This is a genomic window from Streptococcus sp. 2579 (assembly GCF_013277195.1).
Taxonomy (GTDB): Bacteria; Bacillota; Bacilli; order Lactobacillales; family Streptococcaceae; genus Streptococcus.
Window position 1 is genome coordinate 1 of sequence record NZ_VMMM01000009.1, and the last position, 24,156, is coordinate 24,156.

Annotated in this window: 19 protein-coding genes and 2 pseudogenes; 4 read left to right on the forward strand and 17 right to left on the reverse strand. The window is 39.4% G+C overall.

Annotation, left to right across the window (positions count from 1 at the left end):
• The 15 genes and pseudogenes from HT725_RS10240 to HT725_RS06025 form a co-directional block, all read right to left on the reverse strand.
• Positions 1-2,283, reverse strand: a 2,283-nt coding sequence (locus HT725_RS10240; RefSeq protein WP_240149613.1) for a YSIRK-type signal peptide-containing protein, incomplete at its 3' end; no start/stop codon positions are given.
• Between the two features lie 770 nt (positions 2,284-3,053).
• Positions 3,054-3,332: a hypothetical protein gene (locus HT725_RS10450; RefSeq protein WP_173253242.1), complete on the reverse strand. Its 279-nt coding sequence runs from the start codon at positions 3,330-3,332 to the stop codon at positions 3,054-3,056.
• Positions 3,333-3,338: 6 nt separating this feature from the next.
• Positions 3,339-3,556: pseudogene (locus tag HT725_RS10100) on the reverse strand (hypothetical protein); the annotation flags it as partial.
• Positions 3,557-4,329: 773 nt separating this feature from the next.
• Positions 4,330-4,752, reverse strand: a pseudogene (locus HT725_RS05970) (hypothetical protein); the annotation flags it as partial.
• Positions 4,745-5,491, reverse strand: coding sequence for an ImmA/IrrE family metallo-endopeptidase (locus HT725_RS05975; RefSeq protein ID WP_306291438.1), 747 nt, complete (start codon positions 5,489-5,491; stop codon positions 4,745-4,747). The pseudogene HT725_RS05970 and the gene HT725_RS05975, both read right to left, overlap by 8 nt.
• 12 nt (positions 5,492-5,503) lie before the next feature.
• On the reverse strand, positions 5,504-5,848 hold the full coding sequence (locus tag HT725_RS10400) for a helix-turn-helix transcriptional regulator (protein WP_001056000.1): 345 nt from the start codon (positions 5,846-5,848) through the stop codon (positions 5,504-5,506).
• Positions 5,849-6,217: 369 nt separating this feature from the next.
• Entirely contained in the window at positions 6,218-7,168 is a 951-nt protein-coding gene (locus HT725_RS05985) for an N-acetylmuramoyl-L-alanine amidase family protein (protein ID WP_173253213.1), read from the reverse strand.
• A gap of 374 nt (positions 7,169-7,542) precedes the next feature.
• A complete protein-coding gene (locus tag HT725_RS05990; RefSeq protein WP_173253214.1) occupies positions 7,543-8,913 on the reverse strand; it encodes an MATE family efflux transporter in 1,371 nt (456 codons plus the stop codon).
• A gap of 114 nt (positions 8,914-9,027) precedes the next feature.
• Positions 9,028-10,194, reverse strand: a complete 1,167-nt coding sequence (gene recA, locus HT725_RS05995; protein ID WP_173253215.1) for a recombinase RecA — start codon at positions 10,192-10,194, stop codon at positions 9,028-9,030.
• 54 nt (positions 10,195-10,248) lie between these two features.
• Positions 10,249-11,505 (reverse strand): competence/damage-inducible protein A, encoded by a 1,257-nt coding sequence (locus HT725_RS06000; RefSeq protein ID WP_173253216.1) that lies wholly within the window; start codon positions 11,503-11,505, stop codon positions 10,249-10,251.
• Positions 11,506-11,588: 83 nt separating this feature from the next.
• Positions 11,589-12,605 carry an LCP family protein gene (locus HT725_RS06005; protein WP_000239274.1) on the reverse strand — a complete coding sequence of 339 codons (1,017 nt, stop codon included), beginning with the start codon at positions 12,603-12,605 and terminating at the stop codon, positions 11,589-11,591.
• Positions 12,606-12,612: 7 nt separating this feature from the next.
• Positions 12,613-13,131, reverse strand: a complete 519-nt coding sequence (locus HT725_RS06010) for a GNAT family N-acetyltransferase (RefSeq protein ID WP_173253217.1) — start codon at positions 13,129-13,131, stop codon at positions 12,613-12,615.
• A complete protein-coding gene (tsaE, locus tag HT725_RS06015; RefSeq protein ID WP_173253218.1) occupies positions 13,121-13,564 on the reverse strand; it encodes a tRNA (adenosine(37)-N6)-threonylcarbamoyltransferase complex ATPase subunit type 1 TsaE in 444 nt (147 codons plus the stop codon). The genes HT725_RS06010 and tsaE overlap by 11 nt, the downstream gene beginning before the upstream one ends.
• Before the next feature lie 84 nt (positions 13,565-13,648).
• Positions 13,649-14,269 carry a hypothetical protein gene (locus HT725_RS06020; RefSeq protein ID WP_049532500.1) on the reverse strand — a complete coding sequence of 207 codons (621 nt, stop codon included), beginning with the start codon at positions 14,267-14,269 and terminating at the stop codon, positions 13,649-13,651.
• A gap of 281 nt (positions 14,270-14,550) precedes the next feature.
• The gene (locus HT725_RS06025) at positions 14,551-15,414 is read right to left on the reverse strand and encodes a helix-turn-helix transcriptional regulator (protein ID WP_164226804.1); all 864 of its coding nucleotides are present in this window, start codon (positions 15,412-15,414) and stop codon (positions 14,551-14,553) included.
• A gap of 186 nt (positions 15,415-15,600) precedes the next feature.
• Between HT725_RS06025 and HT725_RS10405 the strand changes: the two genes are divergently transcribed.
• The 4 genes from HT725_RS10405 (at position 15,601) to HT725_RS06040 (ending at position 19,133) form a co-directional block, all read left to right on the forward strand.
• Positions 15,601-15,771, forward strand: a complete 171-nt coding sequence (locus HT725_RS10405) for a PhrA family quorum-sensing system peptide (RefSeq protein ID WP_267241016.1) — start codon at positions 15,601-15,603, stop codon at positions 15,769-15,771.
• Between the two features lie 314 nt (positions 15,772-16,085).
• Complete coding sequence (locus HT725_RS06030; protein WP_045611574.1) at positions 16,086-16,388, forward strand: lactococcin 972 family bacteriocin; 303 nt, start codon at positions 16,086-16,088, stop codon at positions 16,386-16,388.
• 95 nt (positions 16,389-16,483) lie between these two features.
• Complete coding sequence (locus HT725_RS06035; RefSeq protein ID WP_173212188.1) at positions 16,484-18,499, forward strand: DUF1430 domain-containing protein; 2,016 nt, start codon at positions 16,484-16,486, stop codon at positions 18,497-18,499.
• Between the two features lies 1 nt (position 18,500).
• A complete protein-coding gene (locus HT725_RS06040; RefSeq protein ID WP_000571433.1) occupies positions 18,501-19,133 on the forward strand; it encodes an ABC transporter ATP-binding protein in 633 nt (210 codons plus the stop codon).
• Between the two features lie 718 nt (positions 19,134-19,851).
• Here the strand turns inward: HT725_RS06040 and ndk are convergent.
• Both ndk and rpoC read right to left on the reverse strand, forming a co-directional pair.
• Positions 19,852-20,265: a nucleoside-diphosphate kinase gene (ndk, locus tag HT725_RS06045; RefSeq protein ID WP_173253219.1), complete on the reverse strand. Its 414-nt coding sequence runs from the start codon at positions 20,263-20,265 to the stop codon at positions 19,852-19,854.
• Positions 20,266-20,461: 196 nt separating this feature from the next.
• A complete protein-coding gene (gene rpoC, locus HT725_RS06050; RefSeq protein ID WP_173253220.1) occupies positions 20,462-24,139 on the reverse strand; it encodes a DNA-directed RNA polymerase subunit beta' in 3,678 nt (1,225 codons plus the stop codon).
• Between the last annotated feature and the right edge of the window lie 17 nt (positions 24,140-24,156).

Below are 24,156 nucleotides of genomic sequence, written 5' to 3' on the forward strand. Positions count from 1 at the left end.
ATTTGAATCTGCTTCTTTCATTGGCACAGTCATTGTAGTACTATCACTAGCATCACTATTCCCAAAGTAAGATTTGGCGCTAACTTTTGTACCTGCCTTAGCAGCCCCTACTTTTAATGAGAATGAATCTCCTTTGATTTCAATTCCTTCTGCACCATCCCCTTCACTAGCCCATGTTCCATTTCGAGCATCACGTATTAGGTTTACTTTTTTGCTATTATTATTTTTATCTATATAAGTAAGTTCTACCTTATCCACGTCTTTATTTTGATTAGAATAAGGAGTTACTGTTACTGTCCCTTTATTAGCGTTAACTGTCGGAGCATTCGGCTTTTCTTGTAAACCTCTCACCATGAAGTACATAAGAGCTTCATTATGCTCAAGCGTTCTCATACCCGTTCCATAATAGATTGGGGCATACGGTGTGTCTGTATGGGTTATATAAGAAAGTTGTACTTTCCCTGTGTTTAAAGTGAAATGATATAATAAATTAGTATTCTGTTTTAATCCCTCTATAATTTTCTCTGATTTGTTGTAAAATTCATTGGAAACTCCTGTTCCGTTCTGCCATTTATATAATCTACCCATAGTAGGTCCTAAGTAATAATACCCCTCAGACCCCCTAGCATCTGTAGGACTAGCACCTGTCCTCTGATTCGAACCACCTTTTGCAATAAAATCAGTATGTGTCACATCATCAATACTACCAAAGTTACGATTAAAATTCCCGTTTCGCCCACTAGCAGGACCATAAGTTGCAAGGTCTCCTCCCAGAGTATTTTTTATACTTTTACCCCATTCTTCATTAAAAGAACCTTTTCCGACAACGCGTGACTTAGTATGTTCCCCTTCTGTTCTAGTAACTGCTAGAGTATCTGTAATAGCATGTCCTGTCGGTAAAGTAAACCAATAAAAAGCATTTTGGTGAGTTTTTTGTTTACTATTAAAATTCAAATCCCATTTAAAATTACCATTACCTAAGTTTGTAACAGTAACCTTAGCTTCCTCCAAAGCCTCTCTCACTTCTCGTAAATTTTCTTCCCGAGGTTTTTCGTTCGCTCCCCGTCTCAATGCATACAAATAGGTCTCAGCAGGCAAGTCTGAACTATCACCTTTTTGAACAATATACGCCCTTTTTGTACTAAGACCAGTCGTATTAGTTCTAAAGTCACTACCTTCCGCCATTCTAGTTCCGTTTATAACAGCCCGTTTACCAGAGTTTTCACGAGTAAGTGCTAAGGCAAGTTTTCTCTCAGCTTGCTTTCCTTTTTTGAGGAATTCTTCAATTTCAGCTGGTGTTAACTGAGGTTGTAATACACTAGCTTCAATTGATTTAACAACTTCTTCTACTCCTTCTAAAAGTTTCTTGGTCTCAGGACGTGTGATTTCATTTGCCTGTATCAGATAGGTAGATAAATCCTTCGAGAGCGTTTTTAATTTATCTTTATTCTGATTATCACTAACTTCTGGTTTTGAAAGTTCAGTTGATGGAGTGCTGACTTCTCCATTAGTTGATGATACATGACTCTCCTCTAGGGCTTTTGTAACAGCTGTCTTTGGAGTTAAAATAGCTCCTTCTGGAGTAGCAAGCCCATGATTTGTCAGACCTGCTTTTTCTAAGACTGCAGAGCTTGGTAACGACGGATTCAAGGCTTGATTGACACGACGAGTCAGGTCTTCCATGAGTTTGACTTGCTCATCAACCTGCTCTTGCGTTGCTTTTGGATTCTCTAAGACCGCCTTAGCTGCTGCTAGGCGCGCTTCCACTTCAGCATGAAGTTCTTGCATTGAGCTAAGCGTTAGTTTTGCCAACAAAGCTTGCAGATTGCCTTGGAGTGATTTAGCTTCTGTCGTTTTAGTGGCAGATATAGCCTGGTCTTGCTCTTTTACTCTCTCTGATTGAGAAGTTTCTTGAGCAGCTGGTTTCGTCTCTGGTTTGGTCGGAGCAAGGCCAGCTGTTTCCTGCCCCTTACTAGCGTCCTCGGCTTTAGTCTCTGGAGAGTTTGACTCCCCTGTAGACTGGAGCTCAGCCGACGGTTCAGTATGAGAGACCTTCTCTGGCTCTTCCCCATCTGACTCCTGCTTATCCTTATCTGGTGTTCCAGCAGATCCAGCAACTACATCACTGGCTGTTGCCGAAGATACTGCAGGTGCCTGCGCTTGCACCCCATTTGCAAAAAACATCAGAGCCGCAACCGCAACACTAGCAGCCCCAAAATGGTATTTACGAATGGAATAACGGAAAATTTTCTCTCCATTACCATCATTCTTTTTCTTGAACATAAGTAAATCCTTTCCTCGTCTGAGAGCTTCCCCAAGCTTAGAAAGCGCGTAAAAAGCCGACAGACGATAATATATCAACTCTATACTAACACTTCTGACATACAAATCAACCCCCTCGCTGACAAGATAGAGTCAGGAAAGACAAGGGAAAAGCGACACTATATATATATATGCATAGACATATAAAACCTTTTGATACAGCCTATTTTTTAACAAAGATACAAGAGTTATACTACATTTATATATGTTAGACATCTTCTATACCAATATTACAATATTGTTACATTTTGATTGCACAAGTATTTCAAAATATATGATAGAAGCCTGAGCATTTTATAGTAATTCCCTTCCTATCAATTAGGTCAACAGTTGAGTGTTACACCCTATCCTCAGCAAAGGACTATGATCAGCATTTCCTCGCCGCTAGGACGCTCCAAACCACCTATTTAAGTCCATCATAGCTTGGTCAGTAAGATACCTACGGCAAGGCGACGTTGACGTGGTTTGAAGAGATTTTCATTGAGTATAATTTTAACTTCTTATTTTTCATTCCTATTCCTTAAATAAAAAGCTCACTAAAAAAGTGAGCAACATTTCCAATGAGATACTTCTGTTGACGAGCGCGTCTCTCCGCCCCCTCATTGCCTTGCGAAGAGGCTTGGCGAATCGAAAGGAGGTGTTTTTTCCTGTTTTCAATTCTACTTATTTTTGCACATTTTTTTAATTTTATCAAACAAAAAAACGCAAGCCGAAGCCTGCGAAAAGTTTTTTTATAACCATTTAATTTCTTTCACATCTGTTTTACGAACTTTAGCATATTTCTTAGCGCTTGTAAAATGTAGAGTAACCGGTTTAAACATTCCACCTTTATCTCTTCGTAAACCTAAAATTGCGGATCTTTTGTTTCTATCTTCAAAAAATATGACGTCCAACTTCATAGTGTTTTTAGATAAATCTTTGGCTAGGATACAACAACTTGTTATCTTAGAATAGAAGATATCACCGATAAAACTATACAAAGATATCCTTTCTATAACATCGTTGTACATGGGATTATTTTTATATTCTTCCAAAATAAAAACACCAGCTTGAATAGCAGGTATTGTTTGACTAGCATAATCTCGTGTGATTTTGTGCAAGCCAAATAAGTGATGTAAATCAGTCAAGCAAAAATCTACTTCGAAAGTCTCTAAATGCTTATAATTCGTTGATACTTGACATGTTTTCCATCGAATTTCTCTTGATAATCTAAAATACAATCAAGTAATTTCAACGACAAACTCCATATTTTCTCAAAATAAAAAAAGCACGGGGCAGTTCTCACTACTGCCCAAAGTGGATGATTAGAGTCGGCTTCTCTAACTCCCTATGTTGTGCTTATTAGGCTTATCGCAAGGGAACAGTTTTTAGCTCTGCCAAGCCACATAGCGTGCTTACTACTATGTGTCCATGTCTCCATGGATTGCCGAGCGGTTTAACGACGTTTTGGGAGTCGGGATAACGAGAAAAGTGATACTTTTACGTTTTTTCCAACTTAATTATGACATCTTTCTTTAAAAAAGTCAATATTTATCGCTTTCTTTAACGAAAAAAATCCCACAAGAACGAATCCTGTGGGGAGATACACATTTTAGAAAAGCTTTCCTTTATTCTACTATTTTTCTTGTATTTTATCATTCAGTATGATAAAATACAAGTTTTTTGATAAAATAACCAAAAACTACTCGCTATCCCTTCTCACATTACCCTACATATCGTTTGACATGCGACTGATAGTTCAGGGAAACTTTAAGGACAGCTTTTTCTCATCCACTATGCAGGACTTACGATTACATTTATACTCCTATAGGCTCAATTTGACACTTTTCTTCTTCGAAGTGCTCATATGCCTCCTGAATAGTGAGTTCGATTTATCCAAATTTATTTTTGTCTATTTTGATGAACACTTCCACGAAGATAGTCTGAAAAAGAATCCGCCCCAATTTTCCTTCTCTTTTTAAGCATATTATTCCAGATATGATTGCCCTCTTGTTCAGTAATAAATTGCGCTTTAAACGCTTCAACCAGTATATCTCCTGTCGTCATATGTTCTAAAGAAAATTCTTCTACATATGGTTTAACATCTCTTAGGTTATTACTTCCTAATATCCCATTATGCTTTTTCGCTAAGGAAATAGAAGCTGCTTCTCCCTTACCAATAACCTTGTTACTATCATGATTTCTTGTTAAATCTCTATATAATGCGTATTCTTCAGTTCCAATGTCTATGCTCACAATCTCAGCCGAACCCTTAGCTACTAACTGGTCTATCCTAGATTTTAAGTGGGGAATTGTAGGTATATTGATTTCATCATACACCTCTTGTGGAATAACAATTTTACCCGAATAGAGCTTTTCTAAAAGATATTCAGTGCCAACCCATAAAAATGCTGAAATACAATCTGTATCAATAAATACACGACTAGTCAAACGACAACTCCCCCTCTTCATCTAGCCCATATACAATATCATATCTGAAAGCATCTAGTAGCAGTTCCTCATACTTCCCTTGTGAAATTCTGTTATTTTCTAAAAGTTGTTCAGTCGATTTAATATAGTGTCCTAATACCATTTCCTTTTTACTTTCTGACAAAGGACGATATAAACTTGTATCATAGCCTAATCTTGAAGCTGTCTCTATAACACTAATATCCATATTTTTAATTTCTTCTGCGTCAAGGTATCCATCATTCCGCAATCTATATAACATAGCTTTATGACTGATACCATAAAACTGACCTAATTTTATAATATCTTCTACTTCAAGATGAGTTCTATTGGCATTTTCTCTTATTTCCTCAACCATCCTATACAGTGAAGATGGGGAAATTAAAAAATAAGAAGCAAACTGATCCGCTTTTCTTTCAGTTTCATCTCCTTCACCAATCAAGATAAGACTGACTGAACTCTTCTTCACCTCATCATAATAAAGATGATACAGTTCATGTGCTAAAGAAAATCTTTGCCTTCCTAATGACATGTCTGAATTGATTACAATGAGACTGGACTGAGTTCCTTTATAACAGACTCCGCTAATATTCTTTCCGAGTCCATAAAATACCAGCGTCAAATTTTCTATCTTTTGTACCAATTTAAAAATATCTATCGGCGCTTCACCATCAGCTCCCAACTTTTTTCTAAGATTTGAAGCTTTATTACTTAAATCCATTTTATCAATCATTTATTTTGTCTCCAATAGCTGATCTATCTCAAATTGATTCAATACAATTTTATTGATTTTCGCTAAAACTTTAAGATCTTGGTCTACTATTTTATTTTTTCTAAACGATATGACACACTGTTGTTCAGCTTGTTCGCCAAACAAAAGATATTCAACCGTACAGCAAAATAGAGCAGATAGTTTCTCAATAACATCCGACGTGATATTCCTTTCGCCTTTTTCCATTTTGGCAATCATGCTTTGATTCAAAGACAAATATTCAGCAATCTTATCTTGAGTAAGATTTGAAGATATTCTAAGTTCTTTTATTCTTTTTCCAACATCACATACATTTATCATATTCATACACCTCTCATAAAAAGAATAGCACACTCTTGTCATAAAGTCAATTTTTTAAATAAAAAAAATATGACAAAACAAGGAAGCAATTTATTGATGTTGCTTAAAAATCCAAAATTGATGATATTAAACTTATTTGATGAGTTCCTATCAACAATCGTATCTTCAACCTCAAAACAGTACTTAAAGCCATCGACTCGGTTTACATTGTCAAATTTAGATTTTATTTGAGCATAACTTTCTAATTTGCTTTTTGATTTTTATTTAATATAGTAGCAAAAATTGAAGGAAATATCTCCACAAGAAAACGCATACTATTAAGCTTTTTCAAGACCTAATAATATGCGCTGTTCTGCTTTGAAAGACATTCCATTATTATTTTACTGTTATCAAGCCTTCAGGCTCGACTGTAAATTCTGGTTTTTCTGCTATCGTACCATCCTCTTTAAGGTAATACCAGCCATCATTTGATTTGACAAAGGCATTGGAAACCATGTCCCCATTTTGACTATCAAGATAGTACCAAGTCTCCTTGTATTTAATCCAGCCTGTTTTCATAGCACCTTCTCCATCGAAATAGTACCACTTCTCAGCGATTTTCTTCCAGCCTGTCGCCATTTCGCCTGACTGATCAAACCAGTACCAGTTGCCGTCTATGTGCTTCTTCCAGCGGTCTGCAAGCATATATCCTGAACCGTCAAAGTAATACCAGGTACCATTAACTTTCTCAAACTTATCTTTTGGATAAGAACCATCTGAGTGTACATACCAGGTGCCAGTATCGTTCTGTCGCCATCCTGCTTCAATCGTCAAGCCGTTTTCAATATCCTGCTTGAATTGCTCACGACTAATGCCCCAGCTTGCAAGATAAGGATAAGGGTCAACATGATCTGAGTTGTTGTCAGGTTGGTTATTGGTGCAATATTCATGTGTCTTGATACCTGCTAAATCAGCAGTATCAAGCGTTTTAGGTATACCAGCTTCATCCGCTAGATTGCGCAAGAGTTCGATATAGAGACGATAGTCAATCAGAAACTCTTCTTTTGATTCATGGCTTTCAATCAGTTCAACTTGTGCATAACCTTCTGCATTCCAACCGCCCCCAACGTCCCAGGCACCATTATCAACAGGTCCTACCTGCATAACACGACCATTACCGACTACGTGAGAAAAGAAGCCCAATTCAGGATCTTTTCTGTAATGGTAGTCAGCCTCATTTTGCACCGTTGAGTTACGGTTGCCTGTGGAATGGGCATGGACTTGCCTATATGGTTGCACGCCGACTTGAGGCAAATCTGTTCTTAATTTACTCACATCAATTTCCATATTCTACTCCTTATCAATTAAAACAACTTATTTTTTACAATCCAGAACCAGAAACTCCTTTATTTCTACCTTACAAAGAAGACAATCCTAGTCACGATTAGGCTTGTAGATAGAACTTCAAAACGCACTATTTTGACACTGTAAATAGGACTGACAAGGTCTGCATTCTATCTACAATAACACCCCAGACTAAAAAGCTTTTCAAAAGTATATTTTTACAGTCTCTATATGTCCTTTTCATAAATACTATACTTTATTATATCATATAAAAGAAGTCAAAAGTCTGTTAAACTATTTTCAAGACCAAACTAAAGATGACAGCACAAGTTTTTTCGATTTTCACCAGAGGAAATGGATTTTATTAGCAAATACAGCTAGGAGAGCACTTTGGTTGCCAAGATGGCCTTACCTTCTTTTATCAAGGGGTGACGGAAAAGCGAAAAGTACAGTTGAACTGTCATGGCAACCCAGATGAGGGGTTCACAAAGAATAACTCCCTTATAGCCTGCCCAAGGGATAATCAAAACCACAAAAGCGATTTTCCCGATTAGTTCGATAAAACTAGAAACTAGAGGAAGGACTTTTTGCCCCAAGCCCTGCAAACAATTGCGATAAATCAACAAGAGACTCAAAATAGGATAAAAGGCTGAACTGATTTGCAGATAGAGACTTCCATTTTCTATCAAGTAACCATCTGTCGAACTAGCCAAGAAGGAAACCAAGGCTGGACTGGCAAAAAAGAGGAAGACACAAACAAACACTGCCCAGGACATACTTAAACGACTGCCGATTCGAAGACCTTGAACAATGCGGTCTGGGCGCTTAGCTCCTAGATTCTGAGAAGCAAAGGTCGTCATCGAAGCGGAAATAGCGGTCATGGGAAGAAGGGCGAAAGCCATAATGCGTCGCGCCGCCGTTTGAGCACTAATAATCACGGCTCCAAAAATATTGACAGAAGACTGTAAAATCACACTGCCTATAGATACAATTGAACTCATCAAGCCCATAGCCAAACCTTGCTCCAAAAGATCCGCATACAAGGCCTTGTCCCATTTGAAATGCTTGAGTTGAGGCAAAAGTTCTGGCACACTCTTACGGATATAATAAAAGCAGAGAACCGCTGATAAACCTTGCGAAATGATGGTAGCAAGTCCCGCCGATTGAACTCCAAGATGCAATTGCGTAATAAAATAGAGATCCAGAACCACATTAACCAGAGCAGAGAAAATCAGAAAACCAAGCGCAGCTAGGCTGTCCCCAATAGACCGCAACAAGCCTGCAAAAAGATTATAAGCAAAGCTGACACCTACACAAGTTACAATCATAGAAATATATTGATAGGACTGGGGAAGAATTTCTGCAGGGGTATCTAGGTATTGCAAGAGTGGATACAGACCGACAAATCCCAGCAACATAACTAAAATACTCAAAAGCGCACCTAAAATCCAGGTGGCTGCTACTGCTTCCTTGATTTTAGTGAAATTCCGAGCTCCATAATAACGGGCAATGACAATTCCCATGCCATTGCCAACACCAAGAGTAAAACCTACAATCAGGTCAAAAATCGCTGTCGTCGCCCCTACTGCAGCCAAGGATTCTTGACCCAGAAATCGCCCAACAATCAAGACATCAGCAGTGTTATAGAGCTGTTGAAAAATATTTGATAGCAAGATTGGGAAGGCGAAGCTTAAGAGCGAGGGAAGAATCGGACCATGTATCAGGTCCACTGTTCGTTTTTTTTTCATAAGGCTATTATATCAGCTTTCTAGAGGAGCGACAAGAAACAGCAAACTATAGGCAATCTGAAATCTTGAACAAAGAATCGAAAAAGCAGTGGATTTCTCCACTACTTTAACAGCTTATTCTTCAATTTCGATTTCAAGTTCGTCGCCTAGGTCAAGTGTAACTTCTTCATTTACAGAATCTGCTTGAACTGCTTCATCTTTTTTAGTTTCAACACCTTCTACAGAAGCTTCTTCTCCATCAATCAAGCCAAATTTAGAACGGACTTGCTTATCAATTTCATCAAAGATTTCTGGGTGCTCTGCTAAGTATTTCTTAGCATTCTCAGAACCTTGCCCGATTTTCTCATCCTTGTAAGAGTACCAAGCTCCTGCTTTTTTGATGATGTCCAAATCGCTTGCGATTTTTAAGAGTTCACCAGTCTTAGAAATCCCTTCTCCGTACATGATTTCAACGAAGGCTTCCTTAAATGGTGGAGCCACCTTGTTTTTTACGACTTTGATTTTAGTTTCTTTACCGACATTGGTATCTTTTTGGTCACCAGTTCCCTTGATTTGCGTACTTCCACGAACATCCAAACGGACTGATGCGTAGAATTTCAGAGCACGCCCACCAGGAGTTGTTTCTGGATTTCCAAACATAACCCCGACTTTTTCACGCAATTGGTTGATAAAGATGGCAATTGTTTTGGTTTTATTGATAGAAGCACCAAGTTTACGCATAGCCTGGCTCATCATACGAGCCTGCAAACCAACGTGGCTATCTCCGATATCTCCATCAATTTCCGCACGAGGTACAAGGGCAGCAACTGAGTCGACTACGACAAGATCCACGGCTCCTGAGTCAATCAATTTTCCTGCAATCTCAAGACCTTGCTCTCCTGAGTCTGGTTGGGACAAGAGCAATTCGTCAATATTGACACCAAGGGCCGCAGCATAAGCTGGATCGAGGGCATGTTCCGCATCGATAAAGGCTGCAATCCCACCTTCTTTTTGCGCTTGCGCAACTGCATGAAGGGCAACCGTTGTCTTACCAGATGACTCTGGCCCATAGATTTCAATGATACGTCCCTTAGGATAACCACCTGAACCAAGGGCAATGTCAAGAGCCAAAGAACCTGAGCTCATCACTTGCACCTTTTGCTCTGCACGTTCACCCAAACGCATGATTGATCCTTTACCGAAATCTTTCTCAATCAATTTAAGAGCATCATTCAAGGCTTTTTCACGTTCAGCCCCGAATTTTTTTGAAATTTCATCTAATTTTTTTGGTTTTTTCGCCATTCTATTCTCCTACATTCTAATGGTCCTTAGACCTATCTACTATTATATCAAAAGTTAGTTACTTAATAAAGCCTTGCGAACTAGGTTAAAGGCATGCATAACTGCAATGTGACGTACATCTGCTCGGCTTCTGCCGCCAATATTCACCTTGATAACCTCAGTTCCTTGCTCCTGAGCCAAGCCTATGAAGACTGTCCCAGCTGGGTGCCCTTCTAGACTATCTGGTCCTGCCACTCCAGTCAAACTAAGGCCAAAATCAGACTGGGTCTTGATTCGTGCCTGCTCAGCCATCTTTTGAGCTGTAAATTCAGACACCACACCCTGTTCTTCTAAATCCTTGACAGGAATATCCAACATTTTTGATTTTTCCTCCAAGCTATAGGTCACAAAACCACCCTTAAATATACCTGAAACTCCCGAAAAATCCGCTACCCTAGCTTGGAAAAGACCTGCCGTCAAGCTCTCTGCAGCCGTGATGGTTTTCTCTTGTTTTTTCAGTTCTTCTACCACAATGCTGGCTAAACTAGTTTCTTCCCCATAACCATAACAAAGGTCTCGTAAAGAAAGTCCTTCAAAGGTCTGGCGATCCAAGATTTGATGTTCCAAAATATCCAGCGCTTGATTCGCCTCTTCTTGACTGCTAGCCTTTGTTGACAGACGCAGAGTGACTTCTCCTGTCTTGGCATAAGGTGCCAAGGTAGGATCTGTTTGATTAGCAATTAAATCAGCCAAAATCGTCACCAGCTGGCTCTCGCCAACCCCAAAGAAACGAAGAACTCGGGAATACAACTTGCTCCCTGTCATCAACTTAGGTAGAAGTTGGTTTAAAACCATAGGCTTCAATTCACTTGGTGGACCTGGAAGGACAACGTAGGTCACTCCATCGACTTCCAATATTCCTCCCACAGCCAGTCCTGTTTCGTTTGGCAGTGGAGTCGCTCCTTCTACAATTTGAGCTTGTCTTTCGTTATTCGGTGTTCGGGCATAGTCTGGTCTCTGGGTAAAAAAGACATCCAACTTCTCCTGCGCCTGAGGATCGAAGACTAATTCTTTCCCTAAAAATTTAGCCAGAGTTTGTTTGGTCAAATCGTCCTCAGTTGGCCCCAAACCACCTGTCAAAATCACCAGACCGCTACGTTGACTGGCAATCTCAAGTAAAGACAAGAGACGAGCTTCATTGTCTCCTACAGCCGTCTGAAAATATACGTCTACTCCAATCTCAGCTAGTTTTTCCGACAAAAACTGAGCATTGGTGTTGACAATCTGTCCTGTCAAAATCTCTGTTCCAACAGCAATGATTTCTGCTTTCATGTTTCCTCCTACCTATCTATTCGTATTTTTTTGAAAAAATCGCAGGAAATTTCCTACGATTGATTTTTTATTTGTATCAAAAGTTAATTATCTTCATCACCAACAGGTGCTCTGCCAAATAAATCCTCAAATAAGACCGCATTGGTTTCAAGCTGAGTGACTTCTTCTTGTCCCAAAGAACGTCGGAGTAGATTTTGCATTTCCAACATATGGGCTCTCGAAACAATCTGGTAAGAAACACCTTGAAGCATCTCTCCTTCACCCTGCAACTGCTGAGTTTCAATGGTTTTAAATGAATCTTTATAGCCTAGCAAGTTAGGGATACTTTTTGCAGACAAATCAATATTGGTCTGCATATTGTCACTCAAAGCTTTTAGAATCTCTTGATAATGACCAACGCTATTTAAACTGAGAGCTTTTTCCATGACTTTTTGAATAACTTCACGTTGACGTTTTTGACGACCATAATCTCCCTCAGGATCTTGGTAACGCATTCGTGCATAGACTAGGGCTTCTTCTCCCCCAATATGTTGCTCCCCAACACCGATAGAAATGGTATTAAATTCTTCTTGGTCACTGATAGAAATTGGGAAACCTAGGGTATTATTGACTGTAATACCACCTACTGCATCCACTAGTTTTTGCAACCCTTTCATATTGACCATCACATAGCGATCAATATGGATATTCATCATTTTTTGAATGGTTTCTATAGCAAGCTCTGCTCCACCATCTGCATATGCTGAATTCAGTTTCGCTTCATGAGCCTGACCATTCCCTGATTCAATGCGGGTCAGAATATCCCGCTCTAAACTCATCATCGTTGTTTTTTTCGTTTTAGGATTCACTGTCATCAAGATCATGCTATCACTTCTACCGACCCAAGTTTCAGTTCGTTCAGCATTTCCGGTGTCCACTCCCATTAACAGAATGGTTAGAGGTTCAGTCGCTTCAATAACCTTGGTTTCTTCGCCGATTTTTTTATAGGTTTTAGCTAAGGTTTCTGTCCCTTGTTGATAAATAGTATAAGCAAAAATACCTGCTCCTACTACAGTTACAGAAAGTAAAGCTAGCACCATTCCAATAATTTTTTTAACCATATTTCTACTAATCGATCAGTTTACCCATCAAGTAAACATCGATAAATTTCCCTTCTTCTATATATGCTCCACGCTCTTGGCGACCTTCAATGACAAAGCCATGCTTTTGATAAAGATGAACTGCAGCTTGATTACGAGTTTGGACAGTCAGTTGGAGACGACGCAGAATGCCACTTGCTTGTGCCCACTCTATCGCTTCTTCTAGCAACAAACTTCCCAATACATTATTCCAATATTTCTTACCAATCACAATGAAGAGATCTCCAATATGACGGACTCTCTTTCGCTGGTCAGCTGTAATATTTACAATACCAGCAATTTTATCATTTAAGAATGCAAGTAAGGTTATCTGATTGTCCGAACTAGCTTGCTTGTTGAGGAATATTTCCATCTCCTCACTGGTCAAGAGAATACCATCTCCGTCTAGGCTGGTAAAATCTGTCTCCAAACTCACACGATTTAAAAAGGCCACTAATTCAGCTGCATCTTTGGGCTCTGCTTCCCTAATGAGCAATTCATACTCCATATTGAAGCTCCCCTAACAATTTCTCAGCACGCAAACCCTTTGCCTGAAAATTTAAACGGCGACCGTCTTCTTCTTTTAGAATTTCCAACTCTAAATAAGTATCTGGCAAGGCATCTCCTAAGAGATTACCCCACTCAATAACAGTCACTCCGCCACCAAAGAGAAATTCATCCAAATCAATAGAATCCGCATCTCCTTCAATACGATAAACATCTAAATGGAAAAGCGGAAGACGACCTTCATACTCTCTTACGATAGTATAGGTGGGACTTTTAATCATTTGAGAAATCTGCAATCCTTTTGCAAGTCCTTTAGTAAAGGTCGTTTTACCTGCACCCAGTTCTCCAGTTAAGATTAAAACATCATTCTTTTCTAATAGATGACCCAAACGCTCCCCTAAGGCTTGCAACTCTTCTTCATTTTTTGTGTACATACTCTTATTATACCAAAAACTTTTCTTTTGTGTCTATTTTCCTGCTAAACTTACCATCATAACATCCATAAAAACAAGCTTTCTCTAAAAGAAAATGAGCGTAGCAATGACCAATACAAGATCTCGGAAAATATGACCATAAAAGGAAACTTCCTTCTTAACCGAATTTGGGACAAGATAGGCTGCAAAAAACAAACCCAGTCCAATATAAATCAGAAGAGAGACAATGGTCATTGGATTTCTTAAGAAGAGAAGTGTTGCTAAAATAGTCACCAACACTGTCTTTTTTCTGTCTAGCATAGCAAGCAAATCGCGCATGTATTTTTTCAAGGGTAAAAAAATCAGCAAATCTAGTCCAAATAGGAAAAAGAAGGATGGCAATAAAAAGTCAACTAATTCTTGCTGCAACGTATTTTTGATGAACAAGTTATCTGACAGGACAAGAACAGCTCCTAACAAATTAATTAAGAGCAGGATACTGTAAAAAAGCTTCACTGACTGCTTACTGGCTAGGACACTATGGACTTCTTGCTTACGGGTATAAAGATAATTTACTCCAGCACAGATTCCTGAAACAAAGACCATACTTCCGATGAAAAAAGCTGTACTTTGTTTAAAGGACAAGATGCATTCTTTCCATAGGAAACAGCTACTCAAACTGATTTGAATTAAAGCTAACAAAAATAAGATTCTCATTGATTTCATCTTTTCTCTCCCTTCCTACCAATCATTATACTAGGAGAAAAGAGAGAACTGTTTTCAATCTTCTCAAATGACTCTTTTAGACGCTAAACAAACACCAGAGACTAATACTCAATGAAAACTAGGAATTGCTCGAAACACTGTTTTGAGGTTGCAGATAGAACTGATGTGGTTTGAAGAGATTTTGGAAGAATATAAATTTGAAATAAGGCTGATAGTATTCATTTCACTATCAGCCTTACAGGTTATTTAACGTTTCAGAAAAACTATAATGTCAAGATTAACTAAACAGTATCTAATTCCTTCAAATAATTTTCTATCTTCATCAACATTAAAGGATTGTTATAAATCTTACATAACTCTTTTGCTTCTATATAATAATTTTTGACTTGTTCTTTGTCTAGAAATTTGGCTCCAGCATTTCCTACAAGAATAAGTAGAGGAGCCAGTTGGTAGCTTGTCTGTCTTTGTTTACAGAGTTCAATCGTCTCAAGAGCTTCTTGGATGGCTTCGTTATATTTTTCCTTTGATACTAGGTAGTGAGCGTAGTTGTAACGAACTCTGATGTAGCCAAATAAAAACTCTTGATGCTCAAAATTTTTTGTCTGATATAACTCCATCAAATGAGAGTAGTTTGCCTCATATTCTTGTTCACGACCCACTAAGGAATAGAAATTAGATAGAGTATTCAATGCCTTTAAATAAATCAGAGTATTTGAGGAGACTTTTAATAATATATTTTCCAATGAAGAAATAGCCTCACACTTACTGTCATATTGATAGAAGTCAATAATAGCTTTAATCCATTCAAGGTAAGTTCGGTCTTCTAGTGTTAGAAAAGTACTTCGTTCAATCTCTATTCTATAAATATATTCCAAATCGTCATAATTTCTGTCATCTAATAGTCGAGCAGATAATTGCTTGAAATTAGAGAGGTTAGATTTAATTTCAATTTGTTCATTGAAAAAGTAATCCAAAGGGACTTCAAGTCGTTGTGAGAGTTTGAACAAAAGGTCTGCGGAGGGAATGAAATGCCCTCTCTCAATTTTACTAATCTGGCTTTGTTCACAAATTCCTTCTGCAAGAGTTTGTTGGGAGAGTCTCAACTCTTTTCTTTTCAATCTGAATTTTTCAGCTAATGTAGTCATAAAAACAAAAAACCTTCCTAATTTATATTTGTCAATTATATATCATTTAGTTAAAGACGGCAAATATTTGCTCGATAAAATTACAAATAGAAATAATAAAAAAAGTTCAAAATATAATAAAAATACTTGACTGAATAATATACATATGTTAAAATAAAAACAAGGAAACAGAAAGGGGTTTCACGAATAAAGAAAAATCGTGGAATTCAAAAATTAGCTATATTAGTATTACTAGGTGTTTTTACGTTTAGTAACACAATTCCTTACCAACAGTTTGTTCAGAAGAATAAACGATTGGAGATTCGAGTGCAATTACAAAAGAATTCCAATGGTCTTGATGTTGGGAAGGCAGATTGATTTCGTATTACTTTAAAATTCAACTATTTAGAGAAAGGTATTCTTATGAGAGCTTGTAACAATACCAGATAGATATAAGAATGGAGATGTTTGATAAAATGCTTTCATAGCTAACCAACTGTTGAAAATTATGAGTTACAAAATCTAAAGTATTTAAGATTGGTTTATAAAATTAGGTCTCTGCCTGTAGAAAGGAACGTGCAGTTAGAAAGGAGGAAAAAATAGGATACTATAATTCAGACTGAGATTTCTAATTAAAATATGTAGTTGCATTTCGCTCATTTTCATAATATTTCATTCAGAGGAGTAATAATATGTTAAAATTTAGAAAAGTAGTTGCATCATCCCTTGCCGTTTTGGCATGTAGTTTGGCTCTTCCTGTTTTGGCAGTTTCTCTCCATGGTGGCGAGTGGACCTATGGAGGCTATCATGATCCAAATAATTGGGGAGCATTTTCGAATTATTATCATGGTTCAGAGGATCACTGGGCCTATGTTGGAAGTAATGGACGTGACAATCAAAAAACAGCTTATGCAGGAGCACATAGTGCGGCCTATGCGTTTGTTAATACAAATTTTGGGGAGCAAGTTACATTTGATGCGGGATTGCAAGAATAATTGAAGAAGATTCTTTTATCAATAGTTTAGTAAGCTTGTTAGTTTATAGAGGGCAGGGGTATTTCTGCCCTCTATTTTAGAATAAGGAATGCACTATGAAAAAATTATTTATACTCATATCCAACCTGCTTGCTAGTTTGTTCTTTGTTTGGGTATTTACCATTTGGACTGATACATATGTTTCCCATTATTACCCCAACGTTGTTGTACGTGATTCTTCCCCTGAAACAACTTTTCAGCATGTTGCTACACGCTTGGAAAAACTAGCAGAAGAAACGGATAGCTTTATTGCGATTCAACACCAAGATCCCAACTCAGAAGGTACTCCAGTTTTTTCTTATACGACCTTTGGGGACGGAAAGTTGCCTGATGGGCTACAGGAAAAAAATCTAGAAGATGCCCAAAGTAGTAGTGTTGAAACAAACTATTTTGTATTCGATGGAAACCTAGATATTCACTTGCTAAGAGAGGAGCTAAGTCAACTTGGCTTGACTAACATGCACCTGATAATTCCATCTAAACTATCTACGTTAATGGCTATCTTTAGTAACGGATTTCAGTTAATCGGTTTATTGATTTTCATCTTAACCTTTGGAGCACTGACTTTAATTAGTCAAATTAGCCAATTACGGTCGTCGGGCATTCGCCTCATTTCAGGAGAGAAACGGTGGTCCATTTTCCTTAGACCAGTTGGTGAGGATTTGAAAGGGATAGCTGTTGGTTTCAGTTTAGCTGGCGTGCTCGCCATTCTTATGCAAAAAATTCTGTCGCTTCCAACGCAATCCCTAATGACCATAGGAGAAGGCTTGCTCAGTTATAATCTCATCTTGTTGTTGATCTCCCTGTTTTTCGCTCAACTCTTCGCAGTTGGGATAAAAAAGATACACCTGATGCAGATTATAAAAGGGCAAGTGCCTGTCAGAGGAATCATTAGTTTGATTTTAATCGGTCAACTATTAGCGATTATTATTGTAACGCTGGGAATAGGGAGTAGCTTAAAGTATTCCCAAGCCTGGCAACAGCATCGGATTGGACAAGAGGCTTGGAGCCAGGAAAGGCAACTGATTACCCTATCATTCAGCCGTGAAGGAACGAGTCCTGGTTTTGATGAACAAGCTCAAAGGAAACTCAGAACTTGGTATCAATTGATGGATCTGGCTGTTTCAGAAAAAAAGGCTTTCTTATCTAGACACCAGTTAATTGACCGTTCTTTGCAAAATGGCATGGCTTCCTCCAAAAACTTTATAACCTCTACAGAATGGCACGATTACAACCCGAATGGCAATGTCCTTATCGTCACACCGCAATACTTGGAGCGTCAAAACATTCCTGTAGATACAACTATTGAGCAAAAGATGAATCACCTTGATGTAGGGGAGTTTGTCTTATTGCTGCCTGAACACCTCCGTTCAGAGGAAGAACATTATAAATCTGTTTTTGAAGACGACTTAACCAGTCGCATGTCTAGTAAAGATGAACGACAGCAAATGACTGCTACGGTAGGTTATTTGGAATCAGGTCAGGATCGTTTTGTGTATAATACGACCCCTATTTCTTACCAGCAGTTTTTGAAAGATCCAATCATCATTGTTATAACACCCCAATCAACTGGTCCACAGTCCATTTTCTTTTGGGTAGACGCAGTACAGAATTACGTTCTCTTTAATCAATTGTCTGATGCCCAGGAGCTTATCCAGAGACAAGGCATTGAAAATTGGGTCTCAGAAATGCAAACAGGTTACCACAACTACATCACATTATCGGATAATATCCAGAGGGAACGTTGGGTAATGCTAGCAGGAGCTGTGCTTGGGATTACAACTTCAATCTTGTTGTTTAACACTATGAATAGGCTCTACTTTGAAGAATTTAGACGTGCCATTTTTATCAAACGCATTGCAGGTCTCAGGTTCTTAGAAATCCATCGCACTTATCTCTTTGCTCAACTGGGTGTGTTTTTACTGGGATTTGTTGCGAGTGTATTTCTTATGGTAGAGATAGTAGTTGCTTTCTTAGTCTCGTTACTCTTTACTGGTCTATCTCTTTTACAGTTACATGTCCAAATGCAGAAAGAAAACAAGATGTCCATGCTTGTTTTGAAGGGAGGTTAATATGATTGAACTTAAACAGGTGAGTAAATCTTTTGGAGAACGAGAGTTATTTTCGAATCTTTCAATGACATTTGAGGCTGGAAAAGTCTATGCCTTAATTGGTTCAAGTGGTAGCGGAAAAACAACCTTGATGAACATGATTGGGAAATTAGAATCTTATGATGGGACGATTTTTTACCGAGGTAAAGACTTGGCCAATTATAAATCGAGTGATTTTTTCCGTCACGAATTGGGCTACCTCTTCCAGAACTTTGGCTTAATTGAAAACCAAAGTATTGAAGAAAACCTTAAGCTAGGTCTCATTGGTCAAAAGTTGAGTCGGTCGGAACAGCGGTTGAGGCAGAAGCAGGCTTTAGAACAGGTCGGCCTGGCTTATCTTGACCTAGATAAGCGCATCTTTGAGTTATCGGGCGGAGAATCGCAACGGGTTGCCTTGGCAAAAATTATCTTAAAGAATCCACCCTTTATTCTGGCAGATGAGCCAACAGCTTCAATAGACCCAGCAACCTCTCAGTTGATTATGGAGATTTTGCTATCTCTTCGAGATGATAATAGGCTAATCATTATCGCAACACATAATCCGGCAATTTGGGAGATGGCTGATGAAGTGTTCACGATGGATCGTCTGAAATAAAAATCCTTGTTTTTAATTGCACGATGAGTTACTGAAATATTATCATGAATCAATAATAGTGTAGGAGAGATTTTCCTCCTACAACCGTTTCAAAAGAAAACTATCTTTATTCCATGTTATTTTGAGGAAGATATTGTGAAAGTCAAAGATGATGATAAAGTTGAGTGGAATTTGTTAGAATTTCAAAAATTTAGAGCATTTTTGGCTTAGTAATCTGTGTTGAAGGCTCAAAACCTATGGTAAAAAAGTAGCTTTGAAAACGTATTGCCTCCAAAGATTGAGTTAAATAATGATTTAACACAAAAAGAAATTATTGAAGTTCTGGAAAGATGTTGTTTCAGTATTGAGAAAAAGTGGGAAAAACTTGCGATTTTCACAGAGAAAGGAAGAAAAAGTATAAAAATATAGTCAATTGAAACAAGAACTGGACAAAAGAACCTTTTGTGCCATATTTTTCTCCTTTCGCTTTACAATTGGCTTGAACACCTTTATTGTATCGCATTTGGAGTTTTTTTGGTATAACCTTCGACGCGCACCCGCATAGCGGGTGTTTTTTTCGTCTCGCACCTAACGGAGCGAGACGAACTAATAGTCACTTAATCAAAAAACGCACCATATCAAAAACTAAAAATTTGATATTATGCGTCATGTCTTAAACTAATTGACTATACTTTCTATTCAAATGAGCTTTTAACCAATTGATTGAGCCAATCCACTCTTAAAACCAAAGAGCAATTTCTCGCTTAGCTGACTCTTCTGAATCTGATCCATGTACAACATTTTGGATAGCTTGGTTTTCTCCAGCAGCTTTTGCAAAATCACCTCGAATAGTTCCTGGTAAAGCTTCTTCTGGACGAGTTGCCCCCATCATAGTCCGCCAAGTTTCGATTACTTTGGGACCAGAAATGATACCTACAAGGATTGATCCTGAAGTCATAAATTCACGAATCGGTGGGTAAAAACTTTGACCAACCAAGTCCTGATAGTGCTGGTCAATTAACTCTTCTGAAACCTGTGAACGCAACTCCAATTTTTCGATTGTAAAACCACGTTGTTCGATACGTTTCAACACTTCACCAACTAGCCCTCTTTTTACACCGTCTGGTTTAATGATAAAAAATGTTTGTTCCATCCCCGTCTCCTTTGTCAGCTTCTTTTTTTTATACTCTTCGAAAATCTCTTCAAACCACGTCAACGTCGCCTTGTCGTAGGTATGGTTACTGACTNNTCTTTGATTTTCATTGAGTACTATTTTACCACATTTCATGGAAAAATGGAGAAAGTTTTCAGAAAAGAGAAAGAGAACCCGAAGGCTCTCTCATTCTCTTTTATTCTACTGTTTCTTCCACAGTTTCAACGGCAGCATCCACAACTACTTCTGTTGTTTCTTCATTTCCTTCTTCCTCTACTGGAGGGTTAAGGTATTCTTCTTCGTTGATAGCATGTGGTTCAAGGTTACGGTAACGGGCCATACCAGTACCTGCTGGGATGATCTTACCGATGATAACATTTTCTTTAAGTCCAAGGAGATGGTCTTTCTTACCGCGGATAGCTGCGTCAGTAAGGACACGAGTTGTTTCCTGAAAGGAAGCCGCTGACAAGAAACTGTTGGTTTCAAGTGATGCTTTGGTAATTCCCATAAGAACTGGGCGACCTGTCGCTGGAACTCCACCTGCGATAAGGACATCTTTGTTGGCATCTGTAAAGTCATTGATATCCATGAGGGTACCCATGAGAAGATCTGTGTCACCTGGATCCATGACACGGACTTTACGGATCATTTGACGAACCATTACCTCGATGTGTTTGTCACCGATTTCTACCCCTTGGCTACGGTAAACTTTTTGTACTTCACCGAGAAGGTAAGTTTCAACTGACAAGACATCGCGAACTGCAAGGAGACGTTTGGGTTGGATAGAACCTTCTGTAAGAGCAGCACCACGCGCTACTTGGTCTCCAACTTCAACACGCATACGAGCTGTAAATGGAACGACGTATTCACCTTCGCCAGTTTCACCCTTAACAAAGACTTTCTTGGTACGAGTTGATGCATCTTCTTCGATAGCGGTAACTTGTCCTTTAACCTCTGTGATAACCGCTTCCCCTTTAGGATTGCGGGCTTCAAAGATTTCTTGGACACGAGGAAGACCCTGAGTGATATCGGTATTTGAGGCAACCCCACCCGTGTGGAAGGTACGCATTGTAAGCTGTGTACCAGGTTCCCCGATAGATTGGGCAGCGATTGTACCAACTGCTTCACCAACTTCAACTGCATCACCAGTCGCCAAGTTGATACCGTAACAGTGACGGCAGACACCATGACGAGTGTTACATGTAAATACAGAGCGGATAGTCACTTCTTCCACACCAGCATTGACAATTTCACGCGCCTTGTCTTCTGTAATCAATTCATTTGGACCAATGATAACTGCACCAGTTTCTGGATGTTTAACAGTTTTCTTAGTGTAACGACCATTGAGACGCTCTTCGAGAGACTCGATCATCTCTTTTCCTTCTGCGATAGAACGGATCAAGAGACCACGGTCAGTTCCACAGTCGTCCTCACGGATGATAACGTCTTGGGCAACGTCAACCAAACGACGAGTCAAGTAACCTGAGTCGGCTGTCTTAAGGGCCGTATCGGTCATACCTTTACGGGCACCGTGAGTTGAGAAGAACATTTCGAGTACCGACAAACCTTCGCGGAAGTTTGAAAGGATTGGCAATTCCATGATACGTCCGTTCGGAGCAGCCATCAGACCACGCATACCGGCAAGCTGTGAGAAGTTTGAGATATTACCACGGGCTCCTGAGTCCATCATCATAACGATTGGGTTCTTAGGATCTTGGTTGGCAATCAAACGTTTCTCTAGTTTTTCACGGGCAGCACGCCATTCAGCTGTAACAGCATTGTAACGCTCGTCGTCTGTAATCATACCACGACGGAATTGTTTTGTGATTTGTTCTACACGTTTGTGTGATTCTTCAATGATTTCAGCCTTGTCATCAACGACTGGAATATCGGCAATACCCACTGTCAATCCTGCAAGAGTTGAGTGGTGGTAACCGAGGTTCTTCATACGGTCAAGTAGAGCAGAAGTTTCTGTCGTACGGAAACGTTTGAAGATTTCAGCGATGATATTTCCAAGATTTTTCTTCTTGAATGGAGGGTTGAGTTCAAGTTTGCTGATTGCTTCCTTGATATCTCCACCAAGTGGCAAGAAGTATTTAGCTGGAACACCTTCTGTCAAGTTGGCATTGTTTGGTTCTTGCAAGTATGGTAGACCCTCTGGCATGATGTCGTTGAAGAGGATTTTACCAACTGTTGTAAGCAAGACTTTATGTTTTTGCTCTTCTGTCCAAGGCTTGTTGAGGCTGTCTGTTGCGATACCAACACGTGAGTGGAGGTGAACATAACCATTGCGGTAAGCCATAACCGCTTCATCACGGTCTTTGAAGACCATTCCTTCACCTTCACGACCAGCTTCTTCCATGGTCAAGTAGTAGTTACCCAAAACCATGTCCTGAGATGGAGTAACAACTGGTTTACCATCTTTCGGGTTCAAGATGTGCTCAGCAGCGAGCATCAAGATACGAGCTTCTGCTTGGGCTTCTTCTGAAAGCGGTACGTGGATGGCCATTTGGTCCCCGTCAAAGTCGGCATTGTAGGCTTCACAGACAAGCGGGTGCAAGCGAAGGGCCTTACCATCAATCAAGACTGGCTCGAAGGCTTGGATACCCAAACGGTGAAGGGTCGGTGCGCGGTTCAAAAGTACTGGGTGTTCTTTGATCACTTCTTCAAGAATATCCCAGATACGCTCATCTCCACGTTCGACCAAGCGTTTAGCTGCTTTCACGTTTTGCACGATGTCACGAGCGACAATTTCACGCATGACGAATGGTTTAAAGAGCTCGATCGCCATTTCACGTGGCACACCACATTGGTACATCTTAAGTGTTGGACCAACGGCGATAACGGAACGTCCTGAGAAGTCAACACGTTTACCGAGCAAGTTTTGACGGAAACGTCCTTGTTTACCTTTAAGCATGTGGCTCAATGATTTCAGCGGACGGCTACCTGGTCCTGTGATTGGACGACCACGACGACCATTGTCAATCAAAGCGTCAACCGCTTCTTGAAGCATACGCTTCTCATTTTGAACGATGATACCTGGTGCATTCAACTCAAGCAAACGAGCCAAACGGTTGTTACGGTTGATAACACGACGGTAAAGGTCATTCAAGTCAGATGAGGCAAAACGGCCACCATCCAACTGCAACATTGGACGAAGATCTGGTGGAATAACTGGAAGGATGTTGAGAATCATCCATTCAGGTTTGTTTCCAGACTTGTAAAAGGCATCCAAAACATCCAAACGACGGATAGCTTTGACACGTTTTTGTCCAGTAGCTGTTTTCAACTCTTCTTTGAGTTCAGCAATTTCTTTTTCAAGATCTACTTGTTTCAAAAGGTCTTGGATGGCTTCGGCACCCATCTTGGCAACGAATGATCCATAACCATATTCACGCAAGCGCTCACGGTATTCGCGCTCTGTCATGATAGACTTGTGCTCCAGTGGTGTATCCTTAGGATCAATCACCACATAAGCCGCAAAGTAGATAACTTCCTCGAGGGCACGAGGGCTCATATCAAGGGTCAAGCCCATACGACTTGGAATCCCCTTGAAGTACCAGATGTGAGATACAGGAGCTTTCAATTCGATATGCCCCATACGCTCACGACGAACTTTCGTACGCGTTACTTCAACCCCACAGCGGTCACAAACAATCCCTCTGTAACGAATGCGTTTGTACTTACCACAAGCACATTCCCAGTCTTTTGTAGGACCAAAAATAACTTCATCAAAGAGTCCTTCACGTTCTGGTTTCAAGGTACGGTAATTGATTGTTTCAGGTTTTTTGACTTCTCCATAAGACCATGAACGGACTTTACTTGGAGAAGCTAGGGTTATTTGCATACTTTTAAAACGATTTACATCAACCACTATTTCTTCCCTTTCTA